The 12,911-nt window shown below is 70.1% G+C and carries 13 protein-coding genes; 4 read left to right on the top strand and 9 right to left on the bottom strand.

Features of this window, described 5'->3' with window-relative positions; all coding sequences use genetic code 11:
• Window positions 1-117: 117 nt before the first annotated feature.
• The 6 genes from ACZ5T9_RS05965 to ACZ5T9_RS05940 all read right to left on the bottom strand — a co-directional run bounded on the left by ACZ5T9_RS05965 (window position 118) and on the right by ACZ5T9_RS05940 (window position 6,651).
• Window positions 118-1,503, bottom strand: a complete 1,386-nt coding sequence (locus tag ACZ5T9_RS05965) for a sensor histidine kinase (protein ID WP_464832197.1) — start codon at window positions 1,501-1,503, stop codon at window positions 118-120.
• A complete protein-coding gene (locus ACZ5T9_RS05960) occupies window positions 1,500-2,207 on the bottom strand; it encodes a response regulator transcription factor (RefSeq protein ID WP_135225746.1) in 708 nt (235 codons plus the stop codon). Before ACZ5T9_RS05960 ends, ACZ5T9_RS05965 begins: the two co-directional genes overlap by 4 nt.
• Before the next feature lie 217 nt (window positions 2,208-2,424).
• On the bottom strand, window positions 2,425-4,128 hold the full coding sequence (locus tag ACZ5T9_RS05955; protein WP_464834377.1) for a multicopper oxidase family protein: 1,704 nt from the start codon (window positions 4,126-4,128) through the stop codon (window positions 2,425-2,427).
• A gap of 267 nt (window positions 4,129-4,395) precedes the next feature.
• Window positions 4,396-5,193: a diacylglyceryl transferase gene (locus ACZ5T9_RS05950; RefSeq protein WP_464834376.1), complete on the bottom strand. Its 798-nt coding sequence runs from the start codon at window positions 5,191-5,193 to the stop codon at window positions 4,396-4,398.
• A 49-nt stretch (window positions 5,194-5,242) separates the two neighbouring features.
• Window positions 5,243-5,854 carry a TlpA family protein disulfide reductase gene (locus tag ACZ5T9_RS05945; protein WP_006903528.1) on the bottom strand — a complete coding sequence of 204 codons (612 nt, stop codon included), beginning with the start codon at window positions 5,852-5,854 and terminating at the stop codon, window positions 5,243-5,245.
• A gap of 176 nt (window positions 5,855-6,030) precedes the next feature.
• Window positions 6,031-6,651 carry a class I SAM-dependent methyltransferase gene (locus ACZ5T9_RS05940; RefSeq protein ID WP_464834375.1) on the bottom strand — a complete coding sequence of 207 codons (621 nt, stop codon included), beginning with the start codon at window positions 6,649-6,651 and terminating at the stop codon, window positions 6,031-6,033.
• A gap of 409 nt (window positions 6,652-7,060) precedes the next feature.
• Here ACZ5T9_RS05940 and ACZ5T9_RS05935 point away from each other — a divergent pair, with 409 nt between their 5' ends.
• The gene (locus tag ACZ5T9_RS05935) at window positions 7,061-7,405 is read left to right on the top strand and encodes a hypothetical protein (RefSeq protein ID WP_006903526.1); all 345 of its coding nucleotides are present in this window, start codon (window positions 7,061-7,063) and stop codon (window positions 7,403-7,405) included.
• A 276-nt stretch (window positions 7,406-7,681) separates the two neighbouring features.
• Here the strand turns inward: ACZ5T9_RS05935 and ACZ5T9_RS05930 are convergent, their stop codons facing one another.
• From ACZ5T9_RS05930 to ACZ5T9_RS05920, 3 genes are all read right to left on the bottom strand, one after another.
• Window positions 7,682-8,182: a luciferase domain-containing protein gene (locus tag ACZ5T9_RS05930; protein ID WP_135225751.1), complete on the bottom strand. Its 501-nt coding sequence runs from the start codon at window positions 8,180-8,182 to the stop codon at window positions 7,682-7,684.
• 171 nt (window positions 8,183-8,353) lie between these two features.
• The gene (locus ACZ5T9_RS05925; RefSeq protein ID WP_464834374.1) at window positions 8,354-9,127 is read right to left on the bottom strand and encodes a thioredoxin family protein; all 774 of its coding nucleotides are present in this window, start codon (window positions 9,125-9,127) and stop codon (window positions 8,354-8,356) included.
• A 346-nt stretch (window positions 9,128-9,473) separates the two neighbouring features.
• Window positions 9,474-9,794, bottom strand: a complete 321-nt coding sequence (locus tag ACZ5T9_RS05920) for a hypothetical protein (RefSeq protein ID WP_464834373.1) — start codon at window positions 9,792-9,794, stop codon at window positions 9,474-9,476.
• A 411-nt stretch (window positions 9,795-10,205) separates the two neighbouring features.
• Between ACZ5T9_RS05920 and ACZ5T9_RS05915 the strand changes: the two genes are divergently transcribed.
• The 3 genes from ACZ5T9_RS05915 (at window position 10,206) to ACZ5T9_RS05905 (ending at window position 12,883) form a co-directional block, all read left to right on the top strand.
• A complete protein-coding gene (locus ACZ5T9_RS05915) occupies window positions 10,206-11,690 on the top strand; it encodes a HAMP domain-containing sensor histidine kinase (protein WP_464834372.1) in 1,485 nt (494 codons plus the stop codon).
• Window positions 11,687-11,956 carry an SHOCT domain-containing protein gene (locus tag ACZ5T9_RS05910; protein ID WP_135225759.1) on the top strand — a complete coding sequence of 90 codons (270 nt, stop codon included), beginning with the start codon at window positions 11,687-11,689 and terminating at the stop codon, window positions 11,954-11,956. Before ACZ5T9_RS05915 ends, ACZ5T9_RS05910 begins: the two co-directional genes overlap by 4 nt.
• 150 nt (window positions 11,957-12,106) lie before the next feature.
• On the top strand, window positions 12,107-12,883 hold the full coding sequence (locus tag ACZ5T9_RS05905; RefSeq protein ID WP_464834371.1) for a response regulator transcription factor: 777 nt from the start codon (window positions 12,107-12,109) through the stop codon (window positions 12,881-12,883).
• The last annotated feature ends 28 nt before the right edge of the window (window positions 12,884-12,911 follow it).

The following is a 12,911-nucleotide window of genomic DNA, read 5'->3' as shown; positions in this document are numbered from 1 at the left end:
ATAACGTCCTGCCAGGGCCGTCGCGCCATGCTGGCAATATACGGAACGAGAGACGGGTACCTCTCCGGGTTCTTCACTTCGTGACGGTGCTTGTCGCCCAAGGTTTCCGCCCGCTCCTCACGCCGGGCGCAGAGGCAGCCAAACGCGGAACGTCGCCCCTTGCCCGCATCTGCTTTCCGCATGGACCCGGCCACCGTGCAGCTCGACGATGCGCCTGACGATGGCCAAGCCGAGCCCCGCCCCTCCGCCGGCGCGGGAGCGCGACTTGTCGACCCGGTAGAGGCGCTCCCAGATATGCGGCAAGTCGTCGGGTGGAATGCCTTCCCCCGTGTCCCGCACGGTCACCACCGCCTCCCTCCCCTCGCGGCCGATGCTAACCGTCACCTCTCCTCCGGAAGGGGTGTGCCGGCGCGCATTGTCCAGCAGGTTGATCCACACTTGTTCCAGCCGTTCGCCGTCACCGTCCACCCAAAGATCCTCCGACGCATCCACCCGAAGGTTCACACCCTTTTCCGCAAAGGCCGGCAACAGGCGCGCCACCACCGCTTTGACGGTCTGGCCCACTTCCACCGGCTGGCGACGGAGGGAGAAGGTCGGCTCCTCCAGCCGCACCAGGGTGAACAGGTCCTGAAGGAGGCGGGTCAACCGGCCCGCCTCCTGGTGAATGGTGGCCGCCATCACCCGGCGCTGGGCTTCGTCCCCGTAACCTTTGACGAGGGCCTCGCTGTAACCCTGGATGTACGTCAGCGGAGTCCGCAGTTCGTGCGATACGTCGGCCAGGAACGCCGACTGCTGGGCGCGGTACGTTTGCAGGCTTTCGGCCATCCGGTTGATGGAAGCGGCCAGGCGAGCGATCTCGTCGTTGCCACGAATCGCCACGCGCTGCGTGTAGTCCCCTGCGGCAATGGCGGACGTGACGGCCGTCATCTGCCGCAACGGTCGGGTCAATCGTCTCGACAACACGACCGTCACCGCCGTTGCCAAGACCGCCATGATGCCGAGGGCGATCCAGCTGGCGACCTTGAACGCCTCCAGGTCACGTCGGAAGGGTTCCGTGGGTTCGAAGAGGACCACCGTGGCCACCCACTCACCGTTTCTGAACACGGGCGACCATACAACGAGGTAGGGTTCCTCTCGCCAGTCGCCACTGACGACGGCCCCTTCCGGCGTGGCGAGGGCACGGCCGTCTACCTGGAGGTAGCGCGCCTGCTCGGGGCCCAGCGGTTCCGAGGACGCCAGGACCGTTCCCCCACGATCCACGACGGCTGCGATCAGGGGGGTCTGTCGCTCCATGGCGACCACGTGGTTCAGGGCCTCCGGCCCCCACCGGCCGCTGAGCGCTTCGGCATGCCCGTGGCCGCGGTGCAATAGATCCGCCGCCGCCTGGGCCACCAGGGAGCGGCTGAAGACCACGTAGAGGACGGCGAGCAGGATCAGGCAGAGCGAGCTGAACAGGGCGAACAACAATAGCCCCAGTTTGGTCGACAGTTGCAGACGACTCATGGGATGGTCCCACCACGTCCGTCGTGGTGCGGGTTCAAACGGTACCCGATGCTGCGCACGGTCTCGATCAGGTGCCGGGAACAGCCGGCTGCGACCAATTTGGCGCGCAACGTCTTGACGTGGGTGTCGACGGTGCGCACGTCGCCGTCGTAATCCCAGCCCCATACCCGCTCGATGATCCGCGCGCGGTCCAGCACCTGCCCCGGATGCCGTGCCAACAAGGCCAGGAGATCGAACTCCTTAGGCGTCAGATTCAAACGGCGTCCATGGCAGTATGCCTCCCGGGCCGGCACGTCGATGAGCAGGGGCCCGGCGATCACCCGGTCGGCCGGTCGCCCCTCGACCCTTGGGGTGCGGCGCAGGACCGCTCGAATGCGGGCCAACAGTTCTTCTTCTGCAAAGGGTTTGACGAGGTAGTCGTCCGCCCCGGCTTCGAGACCGGAGACCCGGTCCCGGACGTCGTCCCGGGCCGTCAGCATGATGACCGGAACATCACTCTCCCTCCGGAGGATCCGGCACACCGCCCAGCCGTCGATGCCCGGCAGCATGATGTCCAGCAGAACCAGATCCGGTCGCTCGGTCCGGACGCGCTCCAATGCCTCATACCCGTCTTCCGCCTCGGAGACCGCAAACCCGTGCTGCTCGAGGAACAGCCGGAGCAAGGCGCGCATCGGAGCCTCGTCGTCGACCACCAGGATGCGCATGGTCTGCCCTCCCCGCCGCCTGGAGGATGCAGCGGCCCCGTTCCCCGGAACGCACCACCGGCCGCTGATCCCCGATCCGCTCCCCTTCAGCTTGACAACGGCGGCATCGACGGACAACCCGGCCTTGGCCGGCGCGCATCGTTTCCGTCCCAACAACAAACGGAAGACCAGAAGGGAGGCACCCCTTCTGGTCTTCCACGTCCCGCAACGGCTGGCGTCATTCCGGCCTGGCGTCGGGTTCCGGCTGCACGTTGCTTACGTATCCGTCGTAGAGCACTTGTGTCACCATGCCGCCCGCGGCGTGATGCAACTCGTGGCAATGGAACACCCAGTTACCCGGGTTGTCCGCACGGAAGGCAATCACGTATTCTTCGCCGGGCTTGACATTCAGCGTGTCCTTGATCACCGGGGCACCCGTCAAGGGCTTTCCGTTCCTGCTCAGAACCTGGAAGAAGTGTCCATGGAGGTGCATCGGGTGCTCATCGGTCGGGGAGCGGTTCACGATGCGTACCTGTACCAGATCGCCCTCCTTGACGCGGATGGGCGGCGTGTCCGGGAACGTCTTGCCGTTGATGGTGTAGATGACCCCGTTCTCGCCCATGCCCGTGCCCAGCTCCATCGTGTACTGGACGTCATATTCCTGGTCCAGGGTGAAGGGCCCCTGCTCATCCTGCCCATAATTCAGCAAATCGACCACCGGAAGCTGTGCCGTCTCGTTGGGCTGGCCCGTCTGCTGCGAGGCGCCGTCGTAGGCGATGGCCACCTTCATCCCCGAAGCGGCCGCAGCGCCCGCGTCGTGGGCCTCAAGGTACCACGTACCCGGATTGTCCGCCGCAAAGGCGATGTCGACACGCTCACCGGGCGCGATCGAGATCAGTTGATCCTTCAACGGTCGGCCCCCGGCCACGGGCTGACCGTCACGGGCCACCACGGTGAAGGAATGCCCGTGGAGATGCAGGTCATGCCGGAGGTATCCCATGTTGATCAGGCGGATCCGAACCCGTTCCCCTTCCGTCACCGTCAGGGGCTGCACCAGGGAACCCGACTTGCCGTTGATGGTGAAGATGTCGTACTGCATCGTGTGCATGGGCATCGACATATCCTGCGGGCTACCCATCCCGTCGTGGTTCGTGTCCCCGGACATGCCCGGCATGTCGCCCATGCCCTGCATGCCCTGCATTCCCTGCATCCCTTGCATGCCTTGCATGCCTTGCATGCCCTGCATGCCCTGCGCTTCCGTTCCCTGGCTCGATGGGCCCGACATGCCCCCCATGCTCCCGTGATCCATCCCGGTCCCGGCCGGTTCTGCGTTGCTTTCTCCCGCCTTGGTCCACTCGTCGAGAATCAGCGCGAAATCACGATCGTACGCGGATTCGGGTTCCTCCACCACCAGCGCACCGTACAGTCCCCTGTCGACCTGTTCGGCGCTCTCCTGGTGGGAATGGTACATGTACGTCCCCGCAACGGTCGCCTTGAACTCGTAGACGAACTCCTCGCCCGGCTTGACCAGGTTTTGCGTCACACCCGGTACGCCGTCCATTTCATTGGGGACCGGATACCCGTGCCAGTGGATGGTCGTCGGGACCGGAAGCTCGTTCTTGAACCGGACGCGAATCGTCTCGCCCTGCTTGACGCGGATTTCCGGCCCCGGAACGCTGCCGTTGTAGGCCCAGACTTCCTTCTCGACGCCCGGGGCGACTTCCAGCCTCGCCGGCTTGGCCACCAGGCGGATCTCACCGTTTGCATCGGGGCGCAAGATCGCCGGCGCCGTCGCCATCTCGCTGCCGGCAGTGTCGACCGGTGCCGCGCCGTCGCCGCCGCCCGCTGCGGGGCCGGCCGGTCCGACGCTCGAGCAGCCGGCCAGCAAGGCCAGCCCCGCGGCAAGCAACGCCGCGGTCCATCTCCTCCGCAACACGCGCATCGCTGGCTCCTCCTCGATGAGAGTGGAACTCTGAACCCGCCTCGACGGGTTCGACCACCCCGCTTGGCCGCTCGGGCCGCCACTGCGCGCTCCGATGCGGCCCGATGCGGCCCGCGCCGGCGATTTTAGGCCAGTCGTGTGAGAAGCGTGTGAAGAACGAGGGGAGAGCGTGCGCCCCACGGTGGCGAGGCGCCCTGCCTCGCCGGGGCGCGGCGCTGCACGCCACCTTGCCGTGCGCCGCGTCTGGCGCTTCCTTGCTGAGGAGGGTCACGGTTCCTTGACGACGGGGTGCTGCGGTTCCCCGCGCTCCGCTCTCCCGCGGGCCCGTGCGATGGCCACGGCGGCCCCATAGGCCAGCAGGCCGGTGATCGCGGCCATGACCTGGAAACGGCTGATGCCGCCAAGCATGACCGCTGCCGGGCGGAAGAAATCCGCTCCGACAGCCGCCACGCTGGCCAGAACGACGCCAGCCAAAGCGGCATGGCCCGGGAACGAAGCCAGTGGACGCAAGCGGGCGAGGATCCCTGCCGCCAGCACGAGACCCGTCGCCAGGGGAAATGCGCGCGGGTCGCGCAGCCCCAGCGCGACGACGCCCAGGCCCAGAAGCAACGGCGTCGCGACCACGTCAAGAACGGCCGGGATCTCGCGCCACCGCCGCGCCAAGGGACCGGCCAACAGCAAGGCTCCGATCAAGGCCCCGATCGCGGCGGTGGAACCGCCGGGCCAGGCGATCAGCAGGCGGGGGTTGTGGATGTAACTGGACGGCGAGCCCAGGATGTCGGCTGCCTTGGCGCCCAGCAAGAGACCGATGGCCACCCGTGTGAACAGCCGGTCGACGAGGGCCGGATCGGCAACCGGGGAAGGGGCCTGCGGGGAATGCGGCACCGTGGCCGGGGACGGTGCGGGCGCCGCCGGTCCCGCCGGGCCGGCGCGCGCGTCCGCTCGCTCGGCGAGCTTGACCGAGAGGACGTACGCCACCAGCGTACCGGCCACAGTGGCCAGGGGCCCGGTCGGGAAAGCCAGCGGGCCGAGGCCGATCACGTCAGGTAGAACCGGCAGCGACAAGCACCGTCCCTCCCTTGTCGACCATGCAGCGCGGGGCACCCGCCGGGGTTCACCCTCCCTGGCGCGCCCGTTCTACGTAGCTTTCCATGACCGGCAGGCTCATCGGCCCGATATACTTTGCCCAGACGATGCCATCCGGCCCGATGAAGTAGCTGGTCGGCAGGTAGACCACCCTGTAGATGCGGGCCACACGGCTGCCCGCATCGTAAGGAACGCGCCAGGTGAAGCCGTTCCGCTCCATGAAGGCCTTGACCTCGGCGGGCGTGGCCGGATCGCTGGTGTTCACGCCCAGCACCACCAGGTCCGGGACGCCCTTGTCGACCAGCCGCTGGATCTCCGGCATCTCCTCGCGGCAGGGCGGGCACCAGGTGGCCCAGAAGTTCAGGAAGACCACCTTGCCGCGGTAATCCGAAAGCCGCACCGTGCGACCCGTGACGTCCTGCAGTTCGAAGTCGGGTGCGGGCATGCCGACGGCGATCACCGGCGGGGACGGTTCCTGCGCCGTCCCGCCCTGCCCGGCGGGCGGCGGCGTCCCCTCGGGCGCCGGTGCCAGGCGCAAGTCCCCCGGCGGAGGGGCCGAAGGCGCCTCCGGCCTAAGGCTTCCGCCGGCAAGCAACATGGCCACGAGCAGCAGGACAGCTCCCCCGAGAATCCGGTTCATCGAGACCCTCCCCGTACCGGCGCGGCCGCGGCCCGAGGGGGCGCAGCGGCGGATCGACTATGAACGGCCGCCTCCCGGAGAACGGCCGCCGCCTGGACCACGCCCGCCTCCGGGAACGCGAAACAGGGGCAACGCGCCGTCCCCGGATGTCACCATGCAAGCACCCTTCCTCGTGTCTACACCGGGCGCCGCGCCACACCGAAAGCCTGCGGCCTGACGGGACCACCCACCGACAGGTCGAACCGCTCCAGCTCCTCCAGGACGAAGCCCACGGCCTCGATCACCTCCGTCGTCCGCCGGTTGGGATGGCATCCGGCGGCGACGAAGCGCCATACCGGGGTCAGGCGGTCCTGCCAGCGGGCCGCCCGTTCATCCCGGGCCCGCACGTGTTCGAGGAACCGGAAGGTCCCGCCCGGCCGGAGCACCCGGAAGACCTCGCGCAAGGCCCGCTCCAGGTCGCTGACGCTGCAGAATACATGGGTGGCCACCGCGGTATCGAAGGATTGATCCGCAAAGGGCATGTTCTCCGCCGGAGCGGCGACCAGTTCCATGGGGATGCCGAGGCGGCGGGCCCGGGCCGCCGCCCGCCGGCGCATGTGGGGGTCGGGCTCAAGCCCGACCAGCCGCGTGATTCGCTCCATCCGGTAAAACGGCAGGTTGAGGCCCGTACCGACACCGATCTCCAGCACGCGGCCGGTCGCCCCACCCGCCACGCGCCGGCGCCAGGGATCGATCAGGGGCGCCGCCGGGCGCTGGAACAGGTCGTACACGGCCGCGAAGAATGGGTGGCCTGCCACGGTGACTCCTCCCCTGGCCGTGGTCGTACCGGGTTCGGGAGTTCCCGGCCGCGATGCCGAAGACCCGCCCACCCCGCAACCGTACCGGCGGCCCGGCGTCGGGGTAGGCTTCTCGCTCCGGCCCGACCCCTCCTACCTTTTCACCGGACACCCTTCATTTCATTGTACCCCCCGGTCCCTCCGCTGCGGCGTTCCCCGGGGACGCCGGGTTGCCGCTTCGGAGCCCCCCGGGAGGCCGTTGGACGGCAACCACGGGATGGGATCGAAAGCCCCTGCCGCGCATACGGCATAAGTGACGGCCCGGGCGGAAGGCCACCCCTGGAAACTATCCCCCTTCTCCGCGCCTGACAGTGGCCTGTGCAGCCCGCTCGCGGCCCGCCGCACCTCGGCATCACGGGGAGGTGGCGCGGTGCTTGGTGACGCCCTGTTCCAGCGTTCGGCCTGGGCCGGGCTGATCGGGAGCTTCCTCGACCACAGCCTGTCGCTGCACGGGTTGCTGGCAACCGTGCTCGCCCTGGCCGCGCCGCTGACGGTGCGGCCCGCGGCGGAGGAGGAACATGCGGCCATGACCCTGGCCGGGCTTGGCGCTCTCGCCGGGAGCGCCCTGGCGGCGGCATCGACGACGTTCATGGACCTCTGGTCCGGCACGGCGGCGCACGGGCTCTCCGCCAGCGTGATGATCACCATGGGCGCGTCCATGGGCGGCATGCTGGGTGGCGGCTGGCACCTCTGGCGGTGGCGACGTCACCGCTGATCTTCGCCCGGAGCCCACCGCGGGCCACCCCGTGGGACGGAGGCACGGTCGGCAGGAGAGCAAGGTCCGCTGCCCAGAAGCGCCCGGCGGGCAAGCGCACTGGTCAGGCAAGCCCCCTCCTACCCCCGCACCGCACCGTGGGCGTCCCCTGCCGGCTCTTCCATGCCAACCGTGCGTGGCCAACCTTGCGCGGAACCAGCCCCTACGGCGGTAACAGGAAGCGGGGTGGACGCCACTGCCGCGCCGTCTCCCAACGTGGCACCGCGCCCCCACACCTCAACCACGGCCGCCCGGTTGCGCGCCGCGGGCGAAGGCATAGCACGCCTGCAGGATGGTCCACACGACCTCCAGCTCATCGTCGTCCCGGGGACCGTAGACCATCATCGCCGTGGGCGGCAGCCAGCCCCGGCGGGCAACCGGATGCAACTCGCCCCAACCCTTGGCGACCACCACGCGGGCCGTGGCTTCGGGCAGCATGAGATGCAGGCTCCCGTCGTAGGGCGGGTGCAGGTGGGCGAACTCCCGGCCGATCATGAACGCCTCCGGTGGCCCCGCCGCCAGCTCCTCATCGAGGATGAAGGCCCGGGCTCCCGGAACGGAAATCCCGCTAGGCCCCACGCGCACCCCGGGCAGAGCCCGGGCCCGCTCAAACAGCGCCTCCTGCAGCCGGGGGGGAGCGTTCTGGTCCAGCTGCTGGTGGGGGTTCGCCGGGGTGGTCCGGGGCCGTGGACCCCGTCGTTCGGGCAAGGAATCGATTGCCGGCATGGATACCGCCATCACCAGGCCCCCTTGTCCATGCCTACTCCACCTCGATACAGGTGACCGGAGAGGGCAAGCCCGCGATCCGGCGAGAGCCCTCTCCGGTGGCTGCGGTTCGGCCCCTACGGGCCGGTCTAGCGGCAGCACCTACAGGTCGATCCAGCGGCAGGGCGGGCCCCTGCCGGAAGGTTACTGCCCCGGCCCGGCCGGTTCTTCCGTGCTTCCCGGCTGCCCGGGGTGCAGATCCAGCGCCCGCCAGATGGCCGACCAGAGATAGTCCTCCGGCACCGCGCCCTCGAATGAGACACGGTCGTTGATCACCGTCTTGGGCACGGCGAATACCTGGTACTGCTGGGCCAGCTGCGGGTAGGAGGTGGCCTCCACGGCTTCGGCGGTCACCAGCGGGCTCTGCATGGCCAGGTTGATCGCGGAGCGCACGGCCCGCGGGCAATGCGGTCAGGTGGGGGTGAAGAAGACCCGCAGGTGAACGGGCCGGCCCGCCTCGCCAAGCAGGGCCAGAGCTTCGGCCTGGTGACCGGCCTGGCTCCCCGCCCCGCCGGCAGCGGGTGCGTCGCCCCCGGCACCTTCACCGCCGGCGGGCACTGGCGCCGAGGCCTCGATCAGCGCTTCGACCAGCGTCGCGAACTCGTAGCCGAGGGGCGGTCCGACGAACCGCACCCGGCCGCCGGCCCGGCCGTGGATCACCACCGTGGGCGGCCGCTCGACGCCCAGTTCCCTCGCCCGCTGGCTCTCCCGGTCGATGTCCCTGACCTGAAGGCGGACCGAAGGATGTAGCTGGGCCAGCTCCTTCATCAGCTCGACCGTTTCCTCGCAGCCGGGACACTCGCGGCCGGGAACGAACAGCCGCATGTCACGGGTGAATACCTCCACATCGACGGGGCCCGCCAGGTCCTGGAGCCGTTCCTGCAGCACCTTCCGGTCCTGCTCGCGAATCAGCGCCATGCCATCGCCTCCGCTGTGGGGGCCAGCCCGAGCCCCGTCCCGGCCGGCGACGGGGTTCGTCGCCGGGTGTTGGCTCCCCGGCGCGGCCCACCTTTCCGCCACGAGCACCGGCGCTAGCGGGCGCCGTCATGGCCGCGGCCGCCCGCACCTTCTTGTGACTCCCGCGCGTAACTTCCAGCCCCAGCATAGCCTGGGCGCGGAGGCGGCTCAAGGCACCACCGGCACTGGGGAGGGCCACGCCCTGGCCAGCGGCCGGGACGGAACGCCGGATACGGGTCCGGACTGGCGGGTTTCCTGCGCGCAGGACACGGGGGCATGCGGGCGCCCCCTGGTGCACCGTCCCCCGTCACTTCGTGGCCGCCGCAGCGCCGCTGGTCATGGCGGTGTGGTGGGCCTGGCAGAGGCGGATCATCTCGTCATACGACATGTTCATCATGGTCTGGTGCATCGCGTCCATGCCGGCCCCGGCCATGGGTCCCCGGGACGAACCGGCCCTCGCGGCCGCCATGGCCGGATGGTGAACGGCGCGCATGCCCGCCGGCACTGCAGCCCCGTTGGGCCCCCGCGGTCCGGCATTGCCGGACGCGGCCAAGGCGGCGGAGTACGCGCCCAGCACGAGAACCAGCCCCAACAGCAGCGTCCAACCTCTCCTCACCACGCGCTTCATCCCCTGCACCTCCTGTCGCTGGTGCCTGTCGCTGGTACCGGCCGTTTCGCGGCGGGCCAGCCGTTCCGGAGCAGCCCGGCCTTCCCGGCGTGGAAGGCCGGGACAGGTTGGCGGGGCCCTGCTGTGCCGGCCCCGGCCCACCGGTACCGTAACACGCCCCTGTGGAAGTCCAGTGCCGGCGGTGGGGAGAATCGGTGGAGGCGCGAAGGGCCTTCTTCATGCTTTCTGCACAGATTCTGCACCCGGGTCGCACACGCGGGCGGTACACTGGCCCTGGGAGGCGGGCCGGATCGCGGCGGGGTATCTGGCGTGCCCGGCCGGTTCGCCGGGCAGGCGGGTCACGCCGGAACCCTGGCGAGTCGCAACGGCGCTGGATCCCCGGCGACCTGGAACGGAAGGGCGGATCGACCGGTGCGTCCAAAGCCGCTGTTCCTCAGCCTGTGGGCCTTCGGCGCGGGCTTGAGCCTGCTGACCGCCCTGGTCCTCGGCTTCGTGTTCATCCCCGTGGCCGCCCAGGCCGGTCCGGCCGGTCGTGGCGGGGAGGCGGTGCTGCGGACCGTCATGGTGGTCATGGTCCTGGCTTCGGCCGGTGCCCTGTCCGTGGCCACCGGCCTCGCCTGGTTGATCTCCCGCCGGCTGGCCCGGCCCCTGGAACGGCTGGGCCAGGCCGCCCGAACCATTGCCCGGCAGCCCCTGGGCTACGTGGTCCAGCTTCCGCCGGCCCCATACCGGGAGGTCGCGGATCTGGCCCGGGCCCTGGAGACCCTGTCGGCCGAACTGGCCCGGGAACAGGCCCAGAAGGACGCCTTCCTGGCGGCGGTGGCCCACGAGTTGCGCACGCCCCTGACCTACCTCCAGGGTTACGCCCGGTCGTTGCTTGACGGCATGGTGGCCGACCCGGAGGCCGTGCGCGACCACCTGACGGTCATCGACCGGGAGGCCCGGCGGTTGGGGCGGATGGTCGGGGATCTACTGGATCGGGAAGCCCTGGCCTCGGGGCGCGTCTCCCTGCGTACCGGGCCGGTCGACCTGGCCGTCCTGGCGGGCGAGGCCGTTGAGGATGCGGCCCCGGCCGCCCGGGAAAAGGGCGTGGACCTCGAGCTGGAGGTGCACCCGCCCGTCCCCGCCGTGCAGGCGGACGCCGACCGGCTGCGCCAGGTGCTGTGGAACCTGCTCGACAACGCGCTGGCCCACACCCCACCGGGCGGCCGGATCTGGGTGGAGGTCTGCCGCGCCGGGCAAACGGTCGAGGTGACGGTCCACGACACGGGCACCGGTTTCGACCCCGCGGAGAGCGAGAACATCTGGCGCCCGTTCTACCGCGTGGACAGGGCTTCCGGAGGCCCCCGGCCCCCGGGGCGGCGGGGTTACGGCCTCGGGCTGGCCACGGTGCGGCAGGTCATTGAAGCCCATGGCGGTACGGTCCATGCCGACGGCCGGCCCGGGCAGGGTGCCTCGGTGGGCTTTCGCCTGCCGGTGATGCTGCCGGCCGGCGTTCCCGCCACGACGGCGCCGGCCGCCCGGCCAGGGAGGGCGATCCCCGGTGCTGCGGGCGATGGCGGTGATGGGGTCCTCCCAGCGGACGAACCCGGCCGCCGGGCGGCGTCCGGTCTCGGGCCACGCGCCTCCGTGCAAAAGCCGGCCCCGGGGCCGCTGCCGAGGGCCGGGGACCGTGCCTGGGCCGGCGGCGAGTCCCTGGTCGCCGTGCTCTTGGTGATCGTGGGCGTTCTGGCGCTGGCGACGGCCGCGCTCCTGCCCCGGCTGGTATCCCTGGCGGGGGCCAGAGGCTTTGCCGACCTGTTGATCATCGCCCTGACGGGAGCCGTTAGCACCGTTTTGCTGGCGGGCATTATCGCCCTCTTATACAGGGCCTGGATGGGAGGCCGGTCGACATGATGATGCATCCCGGGTGGAGCAACGGCTGGGGCCTGTGGGGGATGTGGCTGGCCATGGTGGCCTTCTGGCTCGTGCCGCTGGTGGTGGTTGCCGGCATCTTCTGGCTCTTCCTGGGACGGGACCGCCATCGTGGGGACCGGGGGTCCGAGCCAGCGGTTTTCGACGAGAACCGCCGGGCCCTCGCCATCCTCAAGGAACGGTACGCCCGGGGGGAGATCAGCCGCGAGGAGTTCGAACGGATCAAGGACGACATCACGAAATCGTAGGTGGCACAGGTCGCTCAGGTTGCGTAGGTCGCTCGCTCTTCGGATGGCGCCTTCGCGATGCGTTCGGGCTGCCGGCCCGGCGGGTGGCGGCCACGAGGACCGCCCCCGCCGCGGCACCGGCGTGGACGTCCTGGGGAGGTCACCCGGGAAATGGGGACGGGAGACCACCGCCACAATACCGGTGATGCACCTCCACCGGAGCGCCCGCCCGGCCAGGATGCCCTGGCCGTGCTGGTGGTCGACGACGAGGCAGAGATCCGGCGCCTGCTCCGGCTGTACCTGGAACGGGCCGGGTTCGTCGTGATGGAGGCCGGCGATGGTCCGTCCGCCCTGGCGGCTTTCGATGCCGCCGGGCGGCAAGGCCGCCCCGTGGCGGCGGTGGTGCTCGACCTGATGCTGCCCGGCATGGACGGGTGGGAGGTCTGCGAACGGCTCCGGGAACGCAGCCCGGTGCCCATCCTCATGCTGACCGCCCGCGGTGAGATCCACGAGCGGCTGCACGGCTTCCACCTGGGGGCCGACGACTATGTGGTCAAACCCTTCGACCCGCGGGAGATCGTGGCCCGCGTCCGGGCCCTCCTCCGCCGCGGGATACCGGCTGCCGGGGCGACCCGGCCCCCGGGGGCCGAACCGGCCCTTGAACTCGGCCGGCTGGTCATCGATCCCGGCGCCCGCACGGTGACGGTCGACGGGCAACCCGTCCCGCTGACCCGCACCGAGTTCGACCTTCTCTACATCCTGGCCCGCCACCGCGGCCAGACGCTGGGCCGCCAGCAGATCCTGGACCGCCTGCGGGGCGGCGACTATTTCGGCGACGAGCGGGTCGTCGACAGCCACGTTCGCAACCTGCGAGAGAAGCTGGAGCCGTTCGGGCTGCGCCACCTCATCGCCACCGTCTGGGGCGTGGGGTACCGCTTTGATGGTTAGGGCGATTGCAGCGCCCGGCCCTGCAGGC

Source organism: Thermaerobacter nagasakiensis, assembly GCF_055396825.1.
The sequence above is the reverse complement of the archived record's forward strand: the minus strand, read 5'-3'. Positions and strand labels throughout refer to the sequence as shown.